Annotated in this window: 15 protein-coding genes, 1 tRNA gene, 2 rRNA genes and 1 riboswitch; of the genes, 12 read left to right on the forward strand and 6 right to left on the reverse strand. The window is 37.6% G+C overall.

The window, feature by feature from the left end:
* The first annotated feature begins 568 nt into the window (after positions 1-568).
* The 4 genes from AC0L8O_RS03390 (at position 569) to AC0L8O_RS03405 (ending at position 4,390) form a co-directional block, all read left to right on the forward strand.
* Positions 569-2,440, forward strand: a complete 1,872-nt coding sequence (locus tag AC0L8O_RS03390) for a hypothetical protein (protein ID WP_473446603.1) — start codon at positions 569-571, stop codon at positions 2,438-2,440.
* Positions 2,441-2,663: 223 nt separating this feature from the next.
* On the forward strand, positions 2,664-3,005 hold the full coding sequence (locus AC0L8O_RS03395; RefSeq protein WP_473446604.1) for a hypothetical protein: 342 nt from the start codon (positions 2,664-2,666) through the stop codon (positions 3,003-3,005).
* A gap of 535 nt (positions 3,006-3,540) precedes the next feature.
* Positions 3,541-4,131 carry a hypothetical protein gene (locus AC0L8O_RS03400; RefSeq protein ID WP_473446605.1) on the forward strand — a complete coding sequence of 197 codons (591 nt, stop codon included), beginning with the start codon at positions 3,541-3,543 and terminating at the stop codon, positions 4,129-4,131.
* A gap of 73 nt (positions 4,132-4,204) precedes the next feature.
* A complete protein-coding gene (locus AC0L8O_RS03405; protein WP_473446606.1) occupies positions 4,205-4,390 on the forward strand; it encodes a hypothetical protein in 186 nt (61 codons plus the stop codon).
* A gap of 484 nt (positions 4,391-4,874) precedes the next feature.
* On the opposite strand, the gene AC0L8O_RS03410 is transcribed toward AC0L8O_RS03405, so the two are convergent.
* The 3 genes from AC0L8O_RS03410 to AC0L8O_RS03420 all read right to left on the reverse strand — a co-directional run bounded on the left by AC0L8O_RS03410 (position 4,875) and on the right by AC0L8O_RS03420 (position 6,431).
* On the reverse strand, positions 4,875-5,783 hold the full coding sequence (locus tag AC0L8O_RS03410) for a tyrosine-type recombinase/integrase (RefSeq protein WP_473446607.1): 909 nt from the start codon (positions 5,781-5,783) through the stop codon (positions 4,875-4,877).
* A 110-nt stretch (positions 5,784-5,893) separates the two neighbouring features.
* Positions 5,894-5,966, reverse strand: a tRNA-Ala gene (locus AC0L8O_RS03415).
* 99 nt (positions 5,967-6,065) lie between these two features.
* Positions 6,066-6,431, reverse strand: a complete 366-nt coding sequence (locus AC0L8O_RS03420; RefSeq protein ID WP_473446608.1) for a DUF2188 domain-containing protein — start codon at positions 6,429-6,431, stop codon at positions 6,066-6,068.
* Between the two features lie 170 nt (positions 6,432-6,601).
* Between AC0L8O_RS03420 and AC0L8O_RS03425 the strand changes: the two genes are divergently transcribed.
* From AC0L8O_RS03425 to AC0L8O_RS03435, 3 genes are all read left to right on the forward strand, one after another.
* A complete protein-coding gene (locus AC0L8O_RS03425) occupies positions 6,602-8,329 on the forward strand; it encodes an ABC transporter ATP-binding protein (protein ID WP_473446609.1) in 1,728 nt (575 codons plus the stop codon).
* On the forward strand, positions 8,326-10,176 hold the full coding sequence (locus tag AC0L8O_RS03430; protein ID WP_473446610.1) for an ABC transporter ATP-binding protein: 1,851 nt from the start codon (positions 8,326-8,328) through the stop codon (positions 10,174-10,176). Before AC0L8O_RS03425 ends, AC0L8O_RS03430 begins: the two co-directional genes overlap by 4 nt.
* A gap of 63 nt (positions 10,177-10,239) precedes the next feature.
* Positions 10,240-11,118, forward strand: a complete 879-nt coding sequence (locus tag AC0L8O_RS03435) for an SMP-30/gluconolactonase/LRE family protein (RefSeq protein WP_473446611.1) — start codon at positions 10,240-10,242, stop codon at positions 11,116-11,118.
* Positions 11,119-11,158: 40 nt separating this feature from the next.
* On the opposite strand, the gene AC0L8O_RS03440 is transcribed toward AC0L8O_RS03435, so the two are convergent.
* Complete coding sequence (locus AC0L8O_RS03440) at positions 11,159-12,544, reverse strand: protoporphyrinogen oxidase (protein ID WP_473446612.1); 1,386 nt, start codon at positions 12,542-12,544, stop codon at positions 11,159-11,161.
* A gap of 215 nt (positions 12,545-12,759) precedes the next feature.
* Here AC0L8O_RS03440 and AC0L8O_RS03445 point away from each other — a divergent pair, with 215 nt between their 5' ends.
* Both AC0L8O_RS03445 and AC0L8O_RS03450 read left to right on the forward strand, forming a co-directional pair.
* Positions 12,760-13,545: a hypothetical protein gene (locus AC0L8O_RS03445; protein WP_473446613.1), complete on the forward strand. Its 786-nt coding sequence runs from the start codon at positions 12,760-12,762 to the stop codon at positions 13,543-13,545.
* 133 nt (positions 13,546-13,678) lie between these two features.
* A complete protein-coding gene (locus tag AC0L8O_RS03450; protein ID WP_473446614.1) occupies positions 13,679-14,590 on the forward strand; it encodes a DMT family transporter in 912 nt (303 codons plus the stop codon).
* Positions 14,591-14,603: 13 nt separating this feature from the next.
* Here the strand turns inward: AC0L8O_RS03450 and AC0L8O_RS03455 are convergent, their stop codons facing one another.
* Together AC0L8O_RS03455 and thiT are read right to left on the reverse strand one after the other, a co-directional pair.
* Positions 14,604-15,722: a gluzincin family metallopeptidase gene (locus AC0L8O_RS03455; RefSeq protein ID WP_473446615.1), complete on the reverse strand. Its 1,119-nt coding sequence runs from the start codon at positions 15,720-15,722 to the stop codon at positions 14,604-14,606.
* Positions 15,723-16,181: 459 nt separating this feature from the next.
* Positions 16,182-16,751 (reverse strand): energy-coupled thiamine transporter ThiT, encoded by a 570-nt coding sequence (gene thiT, locus AC0L8O_RS03460; RefSeq protein WP_473446616.1) that lies wholly within the window; start codon positions 16,749-16,751, stop codon positions 16,182-16,184.
* Between the two features lie 108 nt (positions 16,752-16,859).
* Positions 16,860-16,965, reverse strand: a riboswitch (TPP riboswitch).
* A 147-nt stretch (positions 16,966-17,112) separates the two neighbouring features.
* Here thiT and AC0L8O_RS03465 point away from each other — a divergent pair.
* From AC0L8O_RS03465 to AC0L8O_RS03475, 3 genes are all read left to right on the forward strand, one after another.
* On the forward strand, positions 17,113-17,736 hold the full coding sequence (locus AC0L8O_RS03465) for a hypothetical protein (protein WP_473446617.1): 624 nt from the start codon (positions 17,113-17,115) through the stop codon (positions 17,734-17,736).
* A 424-nt stretch (positions 17,737-18,160) separates the two neighbouring features.
* Positions 18,161-19,711 (forward strand): 16S ribosomal RNA (locus AC0L8O_RS03470).
* A gap of 359 nt (positions 19,712-20,070) precedes the next feature.
* Positions 20,071-23,001: ribosomal RNA gene (locus AC0L8O_RS03475) — 23S ribosomal RNA — on the forward strand.
* Together the 16S and 23S rRNA genes form the textbook arrangement of a ribosomal RNA operon.
* Positions 23,002-23,019 lie beyond the last annotated feature (18 nt).

The raw sequence follows: 23,019 nt of genomic DNA on the forward strand, positions 1-23,019 counted from the left end.
GGAGATAATTGCTGAAGGTCAGTCAAAATATATAAAACTATCAATAAAGGACTCAGAAATTTTATATTAAATAATTACTGGAAAAGAACTTTAAGGTAAGAATAGTTCTTAAACGAACGGGTGCTGTTGTTTAAAATTAAAAATTATCATAAGCCAAATGTATGCAAATTTTTATTCATTTCGTGCTTACTTTAGGCTTTCTTACCTTTTTCACATTATTTACCTGTCGGAAATGTTGGTTACAGGAATTTTAAATTTTAATAAAAGAAACATTTTATCTAGTTCTGCTAAAAATTTTTTGATTCATACTTCTTCCAATAAAATTATATGAAATTGAAGTGAACGCTTTAACAATTTTAGAATTACATGTTCAATTTTTTTGGACAAGATTTTTCTGTTCTAGTATAGTTAATTTTAACAGCAATCAACATTACATATATTTTAGCCGTGAGCTAATAGTCAACAAACAAGCACATTGTGCCTTGATATTGTAACTATTGGCTTTTTTATATTGGTTGATCTAAAACATGGAGGAGGAAGGACTATAAGATAAAAAGGAGCGATGTTAATGATTTTAAATGATGTAATGGATTTTTTGGATGATTTTCATGGTAAAGAGGTATCAAATTTCAGGTGTATCAAGGGTAAAGAAGTAAGAACTTATAGTGAACATTATAATGAGGAATTGCACTATAAACTTCAAGAATTAAATAATCAAGGATATGAGTTATTCTTTGTACCAAATAGCGGTGGCTTTACTGGCAGTGCTATAACAAAAATTAATAGTGTATTTATTGACCTAGACTGTGGTAGAGATAGAAATGGTGACTATTATAATTTAGAGTTCGTAGGACAATATAAGAAATTGAAGATAGATGAACTTCGGGATTTCTATTACCAACCAAGTATTATAGTCGAAACTAGAAATGGGTTACACGCATACTGGCTACTAGAAGAGGGTGTGACCACTGAACAGTTTGATAAATGTGAAACAAGACTAATTGATCATTTTGATGCAGATAGTTCAGTATGTAAACCGCACAATCTATTACGTTTACCTTGTTACTACTGGATGAAAGACCCTGATAATCCATTCGAAATTATGATACTTGAGTCAGAAGGAACTAAGTACAAGATTAATGATTTAATAGATTCATTACCAGAGATAGGGTCGGAAGGGGGACATACAAAAAGTACCACTAATAAGAAATATACAATACTTATTAAGGGGACAAAAACCCCCTCCGGTGTTAATGATAAAATAAACTTTATCATTAACAAAGATATTGAAGCGGTACATGATTTGTTAAATCCAGTACCTATTGAGTTAAGTACACATGTTGAGATATATGATTATCTAAAAAAACAAGACTTGTCTGAATTCCTTGGCTTAAGTAGTAATGGCTTCAACTGTATTTTCCATGATGATAAGAATCCAAGTGCAGGTATACTGAGAAACGATAAGAATGGTCACTATATTTATAATTGCTTAAGTGCTTCTTGTTATGTCGGCTATAACATAATCCAAGTAGTTGAACAACTAACTGGAATGGATACTCGTTCATCGCTTAATTTTTTAAGAGCAGTTTATAAAGTTGAATATAGTGATATTGAATGGAAGAATCAGAGAATCTCCTATTTAGAAAATAATGAAACAATTTTATATGATCTAGATACAGAACACAAAAAGCTTAATGGATTGGTAAGAAGATATTTTCAAACCCTGCTGTTTTTCCATAGTATTTGTAAAAAAAACATCCTTACAAAAAAATACTCTGATAAGGATGGCAATCCCGTTTTCTTTGCTAGCACCAGCTATTTAGCATCAAAGTTAGGTAAAGATAAAAAAACGATCACACAACAAGTGAATATATTGGCTTACTTGGGGTTGATTCGAAAGTTGCCTAAGGAAGAAATACCAAAGGAAATGTTGAATAAGTCACTTGATTATGCAAAAAGCAAAGGTCAAGCAAAAATAATTAATTACTTTTCAATACCAATCTATGATGAAAACTTACTTGATTTTGCTTCCCAGAAGGCACTGGAGTATAAGCAATATAGTTTCAGTGTAAAAGGGTTTGGAAGGGAGATGATATATAGGGCATTAGGTGAAGCGGAGTCTGATCGTGTCTTTCCACAAGAAAAGGGCAAGCAGTTAACTGAAAAAAGTAACAATAATTCAACAGGTATAGAACAAGTCATAATGACTTTAATAGAAAAGAAACCTTGGACAACAGAAAAAGAGATAGTTGGTGTATTAGATGAAAAGTTTGGGAAACACAACTATCATCATAAAATGTTAAAGAGAACTCTGCCAGAAATCATTGATAAATATGGATTAGAGAAGCGAAGGCTTAATAAAGAAACAAAGGCTCGTTTTGGTATCTCAACTAAAGGATACCCAAACATAATTATAAAAGAAGATATTGATAAAAAATGATCAACTCAAATTAGGAGTGACTTTAAACTAAACATAAAATTTAAGATAGCAACCACTTGAATTTAATACTTGGTTCTGGATTAATGATTGTTGCCAAATTAACATTGGTTGTAAACATGGGGCAAAATTAACATAAACAGCCATTAATCGAGAATCAACCAAACATAAAAGAACAAAGCACTCCTTAGCCAATTAAATAAATTAAAAAAGGAGATGTTTTTATATGTTAAATCTATATAAGTACAAAAGAGAAGTAGTTACAGAAGGTAAGAGGTTGTTAAATAGGTCAGCCAATAACATTATAACAAGGAGTAGAATGACTACAGGATCGTATAGTAATTTACGATGCTCCTTTAATAAAGCAAGCAAGCTAATGAAGTCTCTTTGGAGCAACAAAATATTTATGGAGAAGTGGTTTGAACAAACGGAGATTTATCTCGAGAGTGGCAAAAAGTATTCATTACGACCTGTAATTGATCGAATTGATAGCAATGGTCATTATTATTTATATAATATGCAACCTTTATCGTTTAGTGATAATTCAAGAAAAGCTCGAATCAAATGATAGAGTATAAATTGAAGGGGTATACATCTAACCCCAATCCAAAGGTGATATAAATAAACCTCGTGAGGGAGTAAAGGGTGTTATATCAGAAAAAAGAATATATTAATGGTGTATGTGATATTAACAATATATAATGTGAAACTTTAGGGTGAATGACAATTATGGTCATTCACCCTTTTAATATAAAATTTTCTCTAAAAAAGTATTTATTTAAGCATTTGTGGGAATGCTAATAATTTGTTTGTAAAAGTAGGTATATAAAACTCGATTTTGTCCAAAATAAGTATTATAAAAATGACAAAGGGGAGTTCAAAATGAAAAAAAAGGTAAGTTAAGAATAAAGAAAGGAATTTATAGGCGATGTGCTGAAACAAAATGTAGAAGGAGAAACAAGTTACTACATTTAGAGTCTAATTTTTATGTACATAAAGGAAGCAAGTATGGAAGAAGGAATATATGCAAAGAGTGTTTTCATATACAATATGGTAAAAAATTAGAAAGGACAAAAAAGAGAAGAGATTATCTTGAAAGTGCTTTGCCAAACACACTTACAGAAGAAGAAACAGAACAAATTTGGCAATCTTATAATAATAAATGTGCTTTATCTGGAAATAGTGAGGAAGTTGGTTTAGATCATTTTGTGCCTGTGGCATGGGGAACATATGTTTTGGAATTTAATCTTGGTGGTACTACTTATCAAAATATGCTTCCTATGAATAAAACACTAAACAAATCCAAATCTCATAAAAATCCCTTTGAGTGGATTAAGAAAGCAAAGAATAAATACGATATTGATGTAAAAAAATGGAATGTTGCTATAAATTATATGGCAGAAAAACATGGGATGTCTTTGGTAGATTTTGAGAACAGGGTAAACGAATGTTTTATCTATGTATCTACAAAGAGAGATATTTATAGACTTGGTGAAAAATTAGAAAGATCAAAGAGAAATCCAAAACTTAAGCCATATAACATATTAAAATATCTATTAAAAAATGGTGTCATTATTGAAGTAGCAGTAGTAATGTTTGGAAATGAAAACTCGAAAACATTCATTAAATTACCAGAGACAATCCGTAAAATAAATCAATTTAAACAAGATTTGATCTTAGAGTTAGGAAGTTAGTGCATAAGAAAGTTGAATACTATTCTTGCTCTAAATGAAGGAAAGTAATAAGAATTAAAATGGGGGATTTATGTTGGAAAAGAAACAATTAATCAAGTTCATTGATGAATTATCAGAAGATCAATATGAGCAGTTTTACAGGTTAATTGCAGATTTCTTGAATGAAGTGCGAGAAACTGGTGATTCAAAATTTGAAGAAGCTATGGATTATGTATTCAAAAATTATGATGAAACATTAAAAAGATTATCTGATAGATGATAGTTTGAATTTCTTATTTAAGCAATGATTCCCATATGTTTTTAGAAGCTCACACAGGTGAATCTTAGTGATTTGAGAACTATCTGTACCGTTTAGGCTTAGTGTGTGCATATGCATCTATGATAGCATACAAAGTATGAGTTTTGTAAAATGTAAATTTTTTGACCTACTATCTTTTTATAACTTCTTCACAATATGAAGAGATAAGCGATATATATGGTGAAAATGGAATGTTACAAGGGTGTAAAATGGAGCAACAAGAAATCGGCTGAGGTAAGATTAAAGATCAATCATCTAGTAAATCTCTGAACAAGCTTGTATGAATATGGAACGAAACATATCAAGAAGTGATAAGTACTATCTGACAATTATACGACAGCAAATGATGCAGAAGAGGTGTTTTGCTCTGAAACTAGATGTGCTGGTTATAGAGTTCAAAAAGATAGATAAAAGGGTATTGCCTTAGAGCAATACCCTTTTATACTTATATTAGTCCCCGTAAAGGATCATGCTCATCAAGAACGTCTTTTAGTTCATGTTGAAAATAACCTATATACTGTCTTGTAACGTCTATCTTAGAATGTCTAGCTAGGAGCTGAATCTCTCTTAAATTAGCTTTGTTCATCAGCAATCGCTTAATAAAGACATTTCTCATAGCATGAGGTGAAAAGTCACCATTGATTCCTAAATCTTGTTTCAGCCTTTTAATAAAGAGCTGAACACCATTCTTTGTAAGTCTTTGTCCTTTTAGATTGATAAATACAGGTATAGGAGTATCTCCATATTTATTTTTAACGTAGCACTTCCAACCATTTAATTCTTTCGATAATGTATCTGAAAGTGGTACTGACCCTTGTTTCCTACCTTTGCTTTTTCTAATAATAATCAGATGGTCATTAAAATCAATGTCACCCCAATCCAAGCTGACAAGTTCATTAATTCTTAAGCCCGTTCCAATTAAAGTTATCATGATTGTGTAATTTCTTATAGAATAGAAGCTATCTTCACGTCTTTTCTTTCTCCTAAGTTGTCTAAGAGCAAGTTGAATGTCCTCTTCTCTAACAATCTTTGGAGAGTCATCTTCACGAATTAGCTTAATGCCTTTACATATGTCTTTTTCGATTATTTCCTCTTCTAGCATCCATCTAGACCACGCTCTAATCAATTTCAACTTGGAGTTGATAGTTTTAGGCTTATTTCCTTTCTCCATGCATGATCTAAGAAATGATTTTATAGTTGCAGTAGTCAAGTCTTGTGTATGTTCTATTCCTTCTTGAATAAACCACTCTCCAAGTACACTAAATAAGTTTTCATAAGACTTTAAGCTGTTCTCAGTTAACCCTTGAAATTTCTTTTCCGAGATTAGCTCTTTAAAACACATTTCAATTAACATAAAAAGACCTCCTTAAATTTTAGTAAGAAGGTCTTTTTTCTGCCTTTTTTAGGTCTATGTTTGACTACTGTGCAAACAAACCTTAAAAAGTATTAAAATCACTGATTTGATGGAGCATAGGGGGCTCGAACCCCTGACCTCTACGCTGCCAGCGTAGCGCTCTCCCAGCTGAGCTAATGCCCCGTAAAAATGAATATAGCAGTATTGTACACGCCTTCAGGCAAATTGACAAGAAAAAAATAGCGGATTTGTTTACCAAAACCGCTATTTTCTCTGAAGCTTTCAACTTACTCTCTCAATCGTTCCATCTTTTTTATGAACAATAAGTCTAGCATTATTCTTTTTAACGAGTTTATTTCCTTTTACCAAAGCTTCATTTTTTGTTTGAAACACCTCGGTTGCTCTTTTGGAGTTTTCTTTCTTTATTGCCCATTCACCACTATGAGGGACTAAGTGATAGGTTACGTCATTTTCTGATGTATCTATAGAGTTCGTCACTTCTTTTGCTTTAGAAATAGCAATGCTAATGGCTCTTCCTTCTTCATAACCTTCTTCTAAAAGAGCATTAGCAATTTCAATTGCTTTTGTTCTAGTTGATTCAGTTAGATTTTTCATAGAGGGAGGATAATCACTTTTGTTCCATGGCATTAAAACCACACCTTTCTCCTTATTAGTAAAAATCAACCATACTAGTCTTTTACCACTTAATGAGAATTTTAAACTAGAAAGCCTTTGGTCAAATCTAACATTTCATTAGGTTAACTATAAGACCTATATTATAATGATCATAGTATAAAAATGTGCAATGAGGTGACCGAATGGTAGAAATGATGAAATATTTAAAGCCTTATAGAAAGCAGCTTTTTCTTGTTCTGTTGTTTTCGTTAGTTGCAATACTATTTGAGCTTTATTTGCCAACATTGATGGCTGAGATTGTAGACGTAGGAATCGTCAACTCTGATGTATCTTTTATTTTGCAAACCGGGGGATGGATGTTAGTTTGCTCTCTTATAGCAATTATTTTAATGGTGGGGGTAAGTTATTTTGCTTCAAAGGTATCGCTAGGGTTTGGGCGTGATATGAGAAGACATTTATTTGTTCATATTGAGCATTTCTCTCTTGAGGAATATGAAAAGTTTGGTTCTGCATCACTTATTACGAGAACAACAAATGATGTGAAGGTTGTTCAGGATGTGATTAATATGATGCAGAGAATGATGACAAGGGCACCGTTAATGTTAGTTGGCGGAGTGATTTTAGCCGTGTCTCGTGATCGTACATTATCACTTATATTTCTGGTTGCTTTGCCTATCTTGGCTCTTGTTATTTTTATTGTGGCCAGAAAAGCGATTCCGTTATTTTCGGCTATGCAAAAGAAAACAGATCGTTTAACACTGATTTTAAGGGAAGCGCTAACAGGAGTTCGTGTTGTTCGGGCTTTTAACCGTGTTGAGCATGAAAGAACACGATTTAATCAAGCGAATGATGATTTTCGAGATACTGGAATTAAAGTTGGTAAGCTAATGGCGTTTATGTTTCCGATTATGTTGATCATCATGAACTTTACAAATATTGCGATTGTGTGGTTTGGCGCGAGTAGGATCGATCAAGGAGAAATGCAGGTAGGGAATTTACTGGCATTTATTCAATATGCAGCCATGATTTTAATGTCGCTTATTATGTTATCAATGGCCTTCATTATGATTCCGCGTGCACAAGTTTCTGCTAAACGTTTAAGTGAAGTATTACAAGCGAAACCGATGATAACAGATCCAGTCCAAGAAATGATACCTAAGCAAAATCATGGGAGGATTGAATTTAAAGATGTGACATTTCGTTATGAAGGGGCGGAAAAGCCTGTCCTTAAAAAAATCTCTTTTACTGCGATGCCAGGAGAAACCACAGCGATCATAGGAAGTACCGGTTCGGGCAAAACGACAGTCCTTCAGTTAATTCCCCGTTTTTATGATGTGGAAAGTGGAGAGATACTAATAGATGGGCAGGATATAAAAAACATGAAGCAAAGTACTCTTCGAAACAAAATTGGTTATGTTCCTCAGAAGGCAACATTATTTAGTGGAACTATTTTTGAAAATATTGCATTTGGAAAAGAAGATGCAACCGAAGAGGAAATCTATGAAGCATTAAAAACCGCACAAGCAATTGACTTTGTAGAAAAGAGAGAAAAAGGGATACATAGTACACTTGAACAAGCGGGTGTAAACCTTTCGGGCGGACAAAAGCAAAGGTTATCAATTGCACGTTCGCTTATCAGAAAACCTCAAATTTATTTGTTTGACGATAGCTTCTCAGCCTTAGATTATAAAACAGATCGTATCCTAAGAGATGCCCTAAAATCTAAAACAGCTGAAGCGACATTGATCATTGTTGCTCAGCGTGTGAATACGGTAAAAGATGCTGAGAAAATTATCGTGTTAAATGAAGGAGAAGTTGCAGGTATTGGGACACATGCGCAATTGCTGGAAACTAATAAAATTTATCAGGAAATTGTTGCTTCTCAACAGAATGGGGAGGTGAGTGCATGAGTGAGAAAAACCAAAGCGGCGGACATCCTATGAGAGGCGGTCGTCCTCATGGACATGGAATGATGGCAGTTGAAAAGCCAAAGGACTTTAAGAAAACATTTAAAAGACTGCTAGGTTACTTAAAACCTTGGAAAAACCGCCTGATTGTTGTCACGATTGCAGCGATTTTTTCAACACTGTTCAATGTTATTAGTCCAAAGCTTTTAGGTGACGCAACTTCATCTATATTTGATAGCTTTAGCACGGGAACATCTGTTGATTTTGACTATATTGCAAGAATTTTGCTGCTTCTTATTTGTTTATACTTATTTTCATCTTTGTTTTCGTATTTACAGCAATATGTTATGGCGTCCATTTCACAGAGAACGGTTGCTCAATTGAGGAAGGAAGTAAATGAGAAATTATCCCGGCTTCCTCTTAAGTATTTTGATCAACATTCACATGGTGACTTATTAAGTAGAGCTGTAAATGATATCGACAATATCAATAACTCATTACAACAAGCACTCACACAAGTGATTAACTCTGTTATCTCCATTCTCGGTATTATCATCATGATGCTTGTAATAAGCCCAGTGCTAACTTTAGTTGTAGTAGTGACAATTCCTTTAAGCTTATTTGTGGCAGGTTTTATAACAAAATTTTCACAAAAACATTTCGTTAAACAACAAGAGGAACTTGGGAATATAAATGGACATATAGAAGAAATGTTCACTGGACATCAAGTCATAAAAGCATTTGGTCGTGAGGAGAAGTCGATCGAAACCTTCGATAAAATTAATGATCAACTTTATGACTCAAGCTGGAGAGCCCAATTTATTTCTGGCCTCATGATGCCGTTAATGGGGTTTGTCGGAAACCTGGGATTTATAATTGTTGCGATATCTGGTGGGTTACTCGTATTAAATGGAAGCATCCGTGTTGGTGATGTTCAAGCTTTTATTCAATACACTCAGCAAATTTCACACCCCTTGGCACAGGTAGCAGGGATAGCCAATATGATACAGGTTGCGATTGCTTCCGCTGAACGTGTGTTTATTTTATTAGATGAAGAAGAGGAGAAAGAAGAAAAAGATGCTTCACTTCAAGTATCTTCACTTCGGGGACATATAGAGTTCGACCATATTCAATTCGGTTATGATAAAAAACATCCAATCATTCATGATGTAAGTCTGGAAGTAAATGAAGGCCAGACAGTGGCAATTGTTGGGCCAACAGGGGCGGGGAAAACAACGATTGTCAATTTATTAATGCGATTTTATGAGCTAGATAAAGGATCAATAAAGGTTGATGGTGTTAGTTTATCAGATATGAGCAGGGAGCAGGTTCGAAGTTTGTTTGCAATGGTTTTACAGGATACATGGCTATTTAATGGCACGATACGTGAAAATATTGCTTATGGAAATAAGGAGGCAACAGATCAAGAAATTGAAGATGCAGCAAAAAATGCCTATGCAGATGATTTCATTCGTACACTTCCTGACGGTTATAACACGATGCTTGGGGAGGATGCGACAAATTTTTCTCAAGGACAACGTCAGCTTCTTACGATTGCTCGAGCAATTATCGCTAATCCAAAAATTCTTATACTTGATGAAGCAACGAGCAGTGTTGATACAAGAACAGAAATGAACATTCAAAAGGCGATGAACAATCTATTAAAAGGTAGAACAAGTTTTGTTATTGCACATCGTTTGTCTACGATTCGGGATGCAGATCTCATTCTAGTAATGAATCAAGGTAATATTATTGAAAAAGGAACTCATGAAGAGCTTTTAGCGGCAGGAGGCTTTTATTCGGACTTATATGAAAGTCAATTCAGCCAAGCCGAGTCAGTTTCATTATAAGAAAGAAGGATTCTCGTTATTTTTATGGAATGATGAAAGGTAATGCAAGGGGGAGGAAGAAGTATGGCATATCAAGCAGAACTAGTTATTGACGAAAAGGCAATGTTAGGAGAAGGGCCCCATTGGGACGGACATGTTCTATATTGGGTTGATATTATTAGTAAAAAGCTACATCGTTACAATCCTGAAAACCATCATAATGACACGTTTCAGTTAGAACATTATATTGGTGCAGTCATACCGGCGGAAGATGGCCGATTGGTAGTAGGTCTTCAAAATGGCATCCATCTTTTTGATTTAGAAACGAACGAATTGACCTTAATAGGTGATCCGGAAAGAGATTTACCACATAATCGGTTTAATGATGGAAAGTGTGATCCTTCTGGACGTTTGTATATAGGAACGATGGACGTTGGTGCTAAAAAAGGTATGGGCTCATTATATCGAGTAGATCTTAATGGACAATTGAAAAGAATGATTTCACCTGTCACCATTTCAAATGGTTTGGCATGGAGTCCTGATCAAAAATATATGTACTATATTGATACTCCTACAGGTGAGGTGTCAACCTATCGTTATGATCAACAAACAGGAGATATCGTTTATAAAGAAACTGCCGTGCAAATTCCAAACGGAATCGGTTCCCCGGATGGAATGACAATTGATCAGGAAGGAATGATATGGGTTGCACATTGGGGAGGTTCCAGGGTGACGCGATGGAACCCTCATAATGGAAAACAGTTAGATGAAGTGCATGTGCCAGCATCAAATGTTACATCATGTACATTTGGAGGGAAGGATTTAGATGAGTTGTTTATTACAACAGCTAGGCAAGGCTTAACTGAAGAAGAGTTAGCTTTAAATCCTCAAGCTGGTGGGCTTTTTAAAGTGAAAACAAAAGAAAAAGGCATGGTAGGTCAAGTTTACCGAGGCACCATATAAAAAAAAGCAGTGTAATCGATAGTGATTACACTGCTTTTACTTATGAAAAATCGACAATTTTTTCTGCTGTCTGTTTTCCGTTCTTGATACATGCTCCAATACCTACTCCAAAATAAGAGGCACCAGCGATAAAAAGATTTGGGAATGTTTTACTCATTTTTTCACTTAGTGAGGTCACTGCAAGATTATGCTCTAGATGGTAGTTAGGCATTAAATTGTCCCAGTTCGTTACTTCAACAGTGATCGGTTGAGCGGTAATTCCAAGACTTTTGTCAATATCTGTTAACGCTGTTTGGATCATTTCCTGCTCACTCATTTTCTTTAATGTTCCATAAAAAGGATTGGAGCTCTTATAAAATAGGCGAATGAGAAGTTTTCTCCTTGAGGACGTATGTGTCCATTTCCTGCTAGTCCAAGTACAAGCATCACAATGAAGATCACTATTTTCTGTTACGATAAAACCGGTGCCGTTTGCAGGGAGTTTATCATCCGGAATATCGAAGCCAAGATAAACACTAGTAAGTGATGAGTTCTTTAATTTATTAAATTCTTGATCTAGTTCAATAGTGTTTAAAACTTTCTGCGCTACATCATGAGGTGTTGCTAAAACAACAAAATCCGCTGAGATTGTATCATGATTATCCAATGTAACTTCATATTTGTTCTCAATATGCTTTATGCTGTTTGACTTCACTCCTGTGAGGATGTCTACATCTGTTAATTGTTTTTCAAGTGTATCAATGATCGCTGAAAGTCCACCTTTAAAAGAAACAAATTTTTTATTACTAGATGATTGGAATTTTGCTTTGTTTTTAGACATTCCACGGATAATACTTCCGTACTGATTTTTATATTCCAGTAGATAGGGAAGGGTAGAAGCCATGGTAAGTTTATTAAGTTTACCGGAATAAACACCCGAAAGAACAGGTGATATTTGATTTTCTACGATTTCATTTCCTAAAAAAGCCTCAAGAAATTCTCCGACGGAATCCTCACTTGTGAAGTGTTTGTTTTTTGTGACAAAGTCCTTTAATGCCACCATTTTTCCTTTCGGAGAGATCAAAGTACTGCTGAATAATGATTTTATGCTAGTAGGAATTCCAAAAACGGAATCTGCAGGAATTGGCTTTAGTTCATTTTTTGTATAAATATAGGAAATACCTGTTTCGTTGTATACAATATCATCTTCCATTTGTAACTCTTTAATTAGCGGCATAACACCTTCGTTTCGTGCAACAATCGAGTCCGCACCTGTTTCCATTATAAAGTCTTCATGGTGAACTGATCGAATTTTTCCACCTAATTGCTTGCTTTTCTCAACAAGAATGAGTTGTAAGTCCAGTTTTTGTTCATTTTTATATTTTTGTAAATAATACATGGCAGTAAGACCTGTAATGCCGCCACCTATAACGAGAACCGTTTTCACTAATTTCACTCCTAATGACTAGTTAACAATTATTTAGTCGTAAACATGTTATCTATTTCACATTATATATGTTATGCCCAAGTGTACACACCATTTTAGGTAATGTCGAAAAAATGAAACATATTTTTAACAATTATTTTAAGAATATTGGAGACTATAAATGGAGAAGGTATCGTTTGGAAATAAAGGTAACAAAATTTAGGAGGTAGTGAAAAATGAATAGGAAATTGGGTATATTGGTGTCTGCCAGTGTTTTAACGTTAAGTTTAATAGGTGTAAATGATGCGTTCGCGGAAAATAGTACTAAAGATGAACCCACACTTATGGATATAGGTCTTGATAAGGAAGAGTTTCATCATAAAAGACATCAAATGAATCCGGAAATCATTAAAAAACGTGCGGAAGAATTAGGGATAGAAACAAAAGGAAAAGATACAGAGGTTTTAGCTCGCGAAGTTCATGAGGCGAAAATTTTAGAAAAAGCAAAAGAGCTGGGAATTAAAACGGAAGGAAAAAAGATTGAGGAAATTGCAAAGGAAATTAGAGAATTACATATTTTAAACAAAGCAAAAGAATTAGGGATTAAAACAGATGGAAAAGAAATGAAAGAAATCGCAGATGAAATCCGAGAAACACTCATTATGAATAAGGCAAAAGAACTCAATATTGATACACAGGGTAAATCATTAGACAACATAAGTAGAGAAATATTTGAAGTCAGTGTAATGAACGCTGCAAAGGAATTAGGAATTAATACAGAAGGTAAGGAATTAAAAGAAATTGCCCGGGAAGTTATCGATAAAAAGACTCTGCAAACTGCGGAAAAGCTGGGGATTGATGTGAAAAATAAATCAACCCAGGAAATTTTAGAGGATATTTTCATTAATTACAAAGAAGAAGCCAAAAAACAAAAGCTATTTCCTTTTGATGATGAAAATCGGGATTTACACTTTATGAGACATCAAGAAAGGCATCACAAAGGAAACCATTTACATAAATAGATGGAAGGGGATGACTTTATCATATAGTCATCCTCTCCTAAATTTTGCTTTTACAAAAACTTTCATGCTGCAACTTAATCTTTCGTGTTAAAATGTTGAAAGCTTTTTATCGTGAAAGATTGGAGGAAAACAAGTGGAATCATCACCACGATTTCTACCTTATGCTGCATTAATTGTTGGGGTTATTGCTGTTTCTACATCAGCCATTTTTGTAAAGTTAGCAACTGCTCCAGCTCCTGTTATTGCTTTTTATCGGCTGTTGTTTTCAATAGTTCTTATTGCGCCGATCTTCTTCTTAAGACATTTCTCTGAAATGAAAAATCTCTCAAAAAAGGACTGGATCTATTCAACAATCGCAGGCGTATTATTAGCCTTTCATTTTATCCTATGGTTTGAATCGTTAAATTACACATCTGTGGCTAGTTCAGTTGTATTAGTGACCCTTCAGCCTTTGTTTGCATTTATCGGTACTTTTCTGTTTTTTAAAGAAAAAGTGTCCTTTGTGGCCATTATTAGTGGATTGATCGCTATAACTGGAAGTGTGATAATCAGCTGGGGAGATTTTAAAATAAGCGGTATTGCATTAATCGGAGATTTATTGGCATTAGCGGCATGTGCGATGATTACGGCATATCTTTTATTTGGGCAAGGAATACGAAAACGTCATTCTTTAACTTTATACACGTTTATTGTATATGGAATAAGCTCAATTACTCTATTATGCTATTGTCTTTTATTGCAATATCCATTAGGGCCTTATCCAAAGGAAGATTGGCTGTATTTTCTGTTATTAGCAGTTGTTGCAACTCTCTTAGGTCATTCGCTTTTTAATTGGTCTTTAAAGTGGGTAAGTACGAATACCATCTCAGTCATGATTCTCTTTGAACCGGTAGGATCTATTATTCTTGCATATTATATATTAGGAGAAAAAATGATTCTTCCGCAGGTTATAGGAGGAATGATCATTATGTTAGGCATCATTTTCTATGTGTTTGAGAGGAAAATATTAAAAGTGATGCAAAAAGAAATAAAGCCTTCCAATTAGTAAATTGGAGGCTTTATTCTGTATAGGATTGTTTTGCATCTTTGACATACAGTTCTTGTAACTCATCAATTGTTATCCCGGTTGCTTTCAAAAATCCTTTATCAAAATTATTTTCCTTTGCTGTTTCGATAACAATTGTTTTGATCATAGTTTCTCCATATTGATCAACAAGATATTTAATTCCATAATAACTCTGTAAATAAACATCATACTCCTCTAATCGATACTTTTCCCAATCTTGGTGGCTATCAAGATTTACAAATTCAACCTCTTGAAAAGGATAATATCTATGGGCTACATTATACATTCCGACGTATTCTGCAACGCCTTCATGAAACCATAAAGGAATTCTATATACATAGAGGCCTTGTTGCTTGATAAATGCTTGTAAACGATAATGTGTATATTCATGTAGAAGTGTACTTTGAAAATAAAAAGATTGAGGCATCTGATCAGCGAGGATGTTTGATTTGTCTGTAATGGCGATACCTATTATGTTGTTTGGATCATCAAAATATCCCATTGTTTCAATTAATGATGTTTTTTCATATAATTCTTGAGTTGAGGAATGAAGGATTAAATCAATTTGATTATCTTTCACCTCTCCGAAAATCGCCGTTGTAAGTTTATCAGCTTTATCAAGTGAATCTTCAATTATAGGAATTAATTCGATTTCTTCCGGATCATGATAAATATCTACATGACCATATGTAGACGTCAATTTATCTTCCTTCATCTCTTGATAATCAGCCAGCGTGACAGTTTTCTTTTGAAAAGGAATCAGATATAATTGGTATTTTTCTTCAATAGTCAGGTTTTCTCCAAGCTCTGTTGCAATCATAAGATTGATGGATAAAAAATAGATAGATAAAAAAGTCGAACTAATGGTTAGCAAAATAAACGGTAGAATACCATTTCTTTTGTTTATAAATATAAAATCTTTCTTTGGGCAAAGAATTAAATAAAGACAAAAACAAAAAAATAAAAAGGAAAGCAGCGTCATGATGATGCTGTAAGATGTAGAAATTTTTATGTTGAAAAATAAATGGATGCATACAGAAATGACAAAAAGTACACAAAAAACTAGTGAAAAATAGATTGAATTCTTTAAGACCCGGATAAATGTTTTCAATGTGACCTCCAAGATAGGTGATCTTTTATATTCTTTATACATATGAACAAGGCCCTAAAAAAATGACGGTGATTATGCATGAAAAGAGGATGGATCATAGGGTTCCGAACCCTATGATCCATCCTCTGGAATTTATTGCAAGTAAAAAATTGAACATAGATAAGCAAATACAAAACCCAAGGGGAAGCTGATAATTAAAGACAAACCGTGAACAGGTCCTTCTTCATTACTAATTCGAATAGCTTCCTTATATCCATAGGAAAAGTGAAATAAAGATAGAAATAAAGTTAGTAGAATAATAGCCAGGGATATACTCATCTTTTGTCCTCCGTTATATACATTCTAGTCTTTCTATTAATACATGCCGGAGAACGATTGAATATGATAACTTTTTAAAAAGATATAAGGGATAGATGAAATAGACAAACAAAAACCTTGGTCAAAGACCAAGGTAATGAACTATTTTCTATTTACCAATCGAGGAGCTGTTAGTAATAATAAACTAGCAACAATGGCTGAAACTATTATTGTAGGAATCATATAGGAAGCATTGTATCCGATCGAGTAGATCAAAACGGGTGTTCCTTCCGGTGCGAAAGAAGCAAAAAAGAAAACTCCTGCAATGATATGTGCAGCTGCTCTAAGGATGCCGCCTAAAATGGTTCCCAGTGTTATAAATAAAATGGCCACTTTTCGATTTTTATTAGTTAATGCATTTTGTATAGCTTTATAGAATATACCACTTGCTCCTACTAAAGTGAAAGCTAAATAATAATCGAGGAACCCTTGAACAGGGTGAACAATATACGGGTTAAAAATAGCTTGTAACAAACCTAAAATAAGTCCAGTTAATAATCCGCCTTTTAATCCCCAGCGATATGCCATAATAAATACTGGTATCATGCCTAATGAAATAGATCCACCTTGTGGTAATTTCCCGATGACCCCTGATAATAAATCCAATAAAAATGCTAAAGCCCCTAACATGGCAACTTCGATTAAAAATACTAAACGCTGATTTCTTTGCAATCCTATTCCCTCACTTTTTTATTAAACCAAAGGGAACCTTTCATTTCTGTGAATAAAATAAAAAAAGCAATGGTTGGAATGATCATAAGTAGTCCAAACATTACATTTATAGATGATCATCCACATCCCTACACTAGTATTAACTAACAGGTTCAAAGGGTTAGAATGATCGAAGTCATTCAATCTCAGCAAAAAGGCTCCCCCTGTGGTTTAAACGTATTATTTATTTTAGACATAACTATACACCATCATTAACGAATCAACAACTAAAAAATAGAATTAGAGAGATCTGAATGATTTATTGTAATTATCCAACAGGGCAGTACATATAATTCACCAGAATTGTCCACGAGGTGAATATATGGGAATTAAAAATATCTTTCAATTCAAACAACCTGCTTTTAGTAGGAATTTGAAGGTTCAGCAAAAAGAAAAGAAGTATGGGGGAATCATTCATCAATTACAACTTGTTGAATTTTGGGATAACCTAGATCCGCATGAAAGGTCTTTTATCCGAAATTGTACAAAGTGGTCATTTGGGGGAAGTATAAAAGGGGAGGATATAGATCATCCCAATAGTATGGCAATAACCAAGAGAGACGATTGTCGTTTCCTTTTAGGGAATGCTGCCTGGGCTTTTGATTCCAAAGAATATTATTTAGTAGAATCATTACTTATTGAAGTGATCCATCGCTCGAAATGTCTTTTTACTCTTCATCGAGCTTATCAAAAGCTAATACATATATATGAAGTTTCAGCAGATGAAAATAAGTGCCACTTACAAAAGTGGAAAAGTTACTGTGAGGAACATATAAAATTAGCTCCTGCATTATTTGACGAATCGATTAAAAAAGAAGAGACTCCTCCAGAAATCAGATCGTTCTATATATTGAAGAATATTTTGCTTGATATAAATGATGTTGAAGGATATAAAACAATTGTATTGTTAGAACAACAATACAATAATTGGGAACTTTATTGTTGAAGGAATGCATTAAAAATATAGATAATCATTCTTATAGGGATACAGATCGTTTTCTGTATCCTTTTTTGGTACAATCATATAATCAACTAGATGGTTCGCAGACTAAATTAGATGTTTACTATCAATTTTTCATTTAAAAATAAATAAAAATGAAAAAAGTGCTTGCAGTAATAAAAATATCGTGATATATTATTAAACGTCGCTGCTGCGGTGGTGATGAGCAAGAAAACAAACAGAAAAAACAACAATGAAAAATAAGTGTTGACAAGCTGTTTGTAAGATGTTATATTGATAAAGTCGCCTCTGAGAGAATGACAAACAAATGATCTTTGAAAACTAAACAAAACCAAGCGTGCCAACGTTAATTTCGATTAACAAAAACGTACTATATAGTACAAAACTTTCATGAGCTATATCAAACACTTTATTGGAGAGTTTGATCCTGGCTCAGGACGAACGCTGGCGGCGTGCCTAATACATGCAAGTCGAGCGAATCTGAGGGAGCTTGCTCCCAAAGATTAGCGGCGGACGGGTGAGTAACACGTGGGTAACCTGCCTGTAAGATTGGGATAACTCCGGGAAACCGGAGCTAATACCGGATAACATTTTGAACCGCATGGTTTAAAATTGAAAGACGGCTTTTAGCTGTCACTTACAGATGGACCCGCGGCGCATTAGCTAGTTGGTGAGGTAACGGCTCACCAAGGCAACGATGCGTAGCCGACCTGAGAGGGTGATCGGCCACACTGGGACTGAGACACGGCCCAGACTCCTACGGGAGGCAGCAGTAGGGAATCTTCCGCAATGGACGAAAGTCTGACGGAGCAACGCCGCGTGAACGATGAAGGCCTTCGGGTCGTAAAGTTCTGTTGTTAGGGAAGAACAAGTACCAGAGTAACTGCTGGTACCTTGACGGTACCTAACCAGAAAGCCACGGCTAACTACGTGCCAGCAGCCGCGGTAATACGTAGGTGGCAAGCGTTGTCCGGAATTATTGGGCGTAAAGCGCGCGCAGGCGGTTTCTTAAGTCTGATGTGAAAGCCCACGGCTCAACCGTGGAGGGTCATTGGAAACTGGGGAACTTGAGTGCAGAAGAGGAGAGTGGAATTCCACGTGTAGCGGTGAAATGCGTAGAGATGTGGAGGAACACCAGTGGCGAAGGCGACTCTCTGGTCTGTAACTGACGCTGAGGCGCGAAAGCGTGGGGAGCGAACAGGATTAGATACCCTGGTAGTCCACGCCGTAAACGATGAGTGCTAAGTGTTAGAGGGTTTCCGCCCTTTAGTGCTGCAGCAAACGCATTAAGCACTCCGCCTGGGGAGTACGGTCGCAAGACTGAAACTCAAAGGAATTGACGGGGGCCCGCACAAGCGGTGGAGCATGTGGTTTAATTCGAAGCAACGCGAAGAACCTTACCAGGTCTTGACATCCTTCGCTACTTCTAGAGATAGAAGGTTCCCCTTCGGGGGACGAAGTGACAGGTGGTGCATGGTTGTCGTCAGCTCGTGTCGTGAGATGTTGGGTTAAGTCCCGCAACGAGCGCAACCCTTGATCTTAGTTGCCAGCATTCAGTTGGGCACTCTAAGGTGACTGCCGGTGACAAACCGGAGGAAGGTGGGGATGACGTCAAATCATCATGCCCCTTATGACCTGGGCTACACACGTGCTACAATGGATGGTACAAAGGGCTGCAAGACTGCGAAGTCAAGCGAATCCCATAAAACCATTCTCAGTTCGGATTGCAGGCTGCAACTCGCCTGCATGAAGCCGGAATCGCTAGTAATCGCGGATCAGCATGCCGCGGTGAATACGTTCCCGGGCCTTGTACACACCGCCCGTCACACCACGAGAGTTTGTAACACCCGAAGTCGGTGGGGTAACCGTAAGGAGCCAGCCGCCTAAGGTGGGACAGATGATTGGGGTGAAGTCGTAACAAGGTAGCCGTATCGGAAGGTGCGGCTGGATCACCTCCTTTCTAAGGATATGAGGTACGCTTGGTATTTTGTTTAGTTTTGAGAGATCATACGATCTTTCAATAAGTAAGAAAACACATAGGAGTGAAAATGCATTCAGCATTTGATTATCCTGTGATTTATGTTCCTTGAAAACTAGATAACGAAAAACAATTCAAGTAATTCACTGAGTTTAAACGCTTAGTTTAGTGATTCTCTTAATAATAGAACGGATATTCAGTAAGTACTGATATCCTAAGGCGAAGGAGAAGCAAAGAGTACGAGGCGGCGAGTGTTTGAGGAGCGGAGTGTACGTATTTTGTCCATGAGCACCGCAGAACGCGAAGCCAACGAAGTAATCTGCAGCTTATCGTTCGCCGAAGGTTAAGTTGTTAAGGGCGCACGGTGGATGCCTTGGCACTAGGAGCCGATGAAGGACGGTACTAACACCGATATGCTTCGGGGAGCTGTAAGTAAGCTTTGATCCGGAGATTTCCGAATGGGGAAACCCACTGCTCGTAATGGAGTAGTATTTTCACCTGAATACATAGGGTGATAAAGGCAGACCCGGGGAACTGAAACATCTAAGTACCCGGAGGAAGAGAAAGCAAACGCGATTTCCTGAGTAGCGGCGAGCGAAACGGAATTAGCCCAAACCAAGAGGCTTGCCTCTTGGGGTTGTAGGACACTCTATACGGAGTTACAAAGGAACGGAGTAAATGAAGAGGTCTGGAAAGGCCCGTCAAAGAAGGTAACAACCCTGTAGTTGAAACTTCGTTCCCTCCAGAGTGGATCCTGAGTACGGCGGGACACGAGAAATCCCGTCGGAAGCAGGGAGGACCATCTCCCAAGGCTAAATACTCCCTAGTGACCGATAGTGAACCAGTACCGTGAGGGAAAGGTGAAAAGCACCCCGGAAGGGGAGTGAAAGAGATCCTGAAACCGTGTGCCTACAAGTAGTCAAAGCCCGTTAATGGGTAATGGCGTGCCTTTTGTAGAATGAACCGGCGAGTTACGATCCCGTGCAAGGTTAAGTTGATAAGACGGAGCCGCAGCGAAAGCGAGTCTGAATAGGGCGTGCAGAGTACGTGGTCGTAGACCCGAAACCAGGTGATCTACCCATGTCCAGGGTGAAGTTCAGGTAACACTGAATGGAGGCCCGAACCCACGCACGTTGAAAAGTGCGGGGATGAGGTGTGGGTAGCGGAGAAATTCCAATCGAACCTGGAGATAGCTGGTTCTCTCCGAAATAGCTTTAGGGCTAGCCTTGAAATGAGAGTCTTGGAGGTAGAGCACTGATTGGACTAGGGGCCCCCATCGGGTTACCGAATTCAGTCAAACTCCGAATGCCAAAGACTTATGTTCAGGAGTCAGACTGCGAGTGATAAGATCCGTAGTCAAGAGGGAAACAGCCCAGACCACCAGCTAAGGTCCCAAAGTATACGTTAAGTGGAAAAGGATGTGGAGTTGCTTAGACAACCAGGATGTTGGCTTAGAAGCAGCCACCATTTAAAGAGTGCGTAATAGCTCACTGGTCGAGTGACTCTGCGCCGAAAATGTACCGGGGCTAAACGTATCACCGAAGCTGTGGACTGTTCTTTTAGAACAGTGGTAGGAGAGCGTTCTAAGGGCTGAGAAGCCAGACCGTAAGGACTGGTGGAGCGCTTAGAAGTGAGAATGCCGGTATGAGTAGCGAAAGAGGGGTGAGAATCCCCTCCACCGAATGCCTAAGGTTTCCTGAGGAAGGCTCGTCCGCTCAGGGTTAGTCGGGACCTAAGCCGAGGCCGAAAGGCGTAGGCGATGGCCAACAGGTAGAAATTCCTGTACCACCTCCTCACCATTTGAGCAATGGGGGGACGCAGAAGGATAGGGTAAGCGCGCTGTTGGATATGCGCGTCCAAGCAGTTAGGCTGACAATGAGGCAAATCCCATTGTCACATAAGCTGAGCTGTGATGGCGAGGGAACTATAGTACCGAAGTTCCTGATTCCACACTGCCAAGAAAAGCCTCTAGCGAGGTGAGAGGTGCCCGTACCGCAAACCGACACAGGTAGGCGAGGAGAGAATCCTAAGGTGAGCGAGAGAACTCTCGTTAAGGAACTCGGCAAAATGACCCCGTAACTTCGGGAGAAGGGGTGCTTTTTAGGGTGAATAGCCCGGAAAAGCCGCAGTGAATAGGCCCAGGCGACTGTTTAGCAAAAACACAGGTCTCTGCGAAGCCGCAAGGCGAAGTATAGGGGCTGACGCCTGCCCGGTGCTGGAAGGTTAAGGGGAGAGGTTAGCGCAAGCGAAGCTTTGAACCGAAGCCCCAGTAAACGGCGGCCGTAACTATAACGGTCCTAAGGTAGCGAAATTCCTTGTCGGGTAAGTTCCGACCCGCACGAAAGGCGTAACGATCTGGGCACTGTCTCAACGAGAGACTCGGTGAAATTATAGTACCTGTGAAGATGCAGGTTACCCGCGACAGGACGGAAAGACCCCGTGGAGCTTTACTGTAGCCTGATATTGAATTTTGGTACAGCTTGTACAGGATAGGTAGGAGCCTGAGAAGCCGGAGCGCCAGCTTCGGTGGAGGCGTCGGTGGGATACTACCCTGGCTGTATTGAAATTCTAACCCGCGAGCCTTATCGGCTTGGGAGACAGTGTCAGGTGGGCAGTTTGACTGGGGCGGTCGCCTCCTAAAATGTAACGGAGGCGCCCAAAGGTTCCCTCAGAATGGTTGGAAATCATTCGTAGAGTGTAAAGGCACAAGGGAGCTTGACTGCGAGACCTACAAGTCGAGCAGGGACGAAAGTCGGGCTTAGTGATCCGGTGGTTCCGCATGGAAGGGCCATCGCTCAACGGATAAAAGCTACCCCGGGGATAACAGGCTTATCTCCCCCAAGAGTCCACATCGACGGGGAGGTTTGGCACCTCGATGTCGGCTCATCGCATCCTGGGGCTGTAGTCGGTCCCAAGGGTTGGGCTGTTCGCCCATTAAAGCGGTACGCGAGCTGGGTTCAGAACGTCGTGAGACAGTTCGGTCCCTATCCGTCGTGGGCGTAGGAAATTTGAGAGGAGCTGTCCTTAGTACGAGAGGACCGGGATGGACGCACCGCTGGTGTACCAGTTGTCTTGCCAAAGGCATAGCTGGGTAGCTATGTGCGGAAGGGATAAGTGCTGAAAGCATCTAAGCATGAAGCCCCCCTCAAGATGAGATTTCCCATCACATTAGTGAGTAAGATCCCTGAAAGATGATCAGGTTGATAGGTCAGAGGTGGAAGCGCGGTGACGTGTGGAGCTGACTGATACTAATCGATCGAGGACTTAACCTAATAATAAGCGAATGCTTA

This window comes from Metabacillus sp. KJ11-3 (assembly GCF_055808295.1).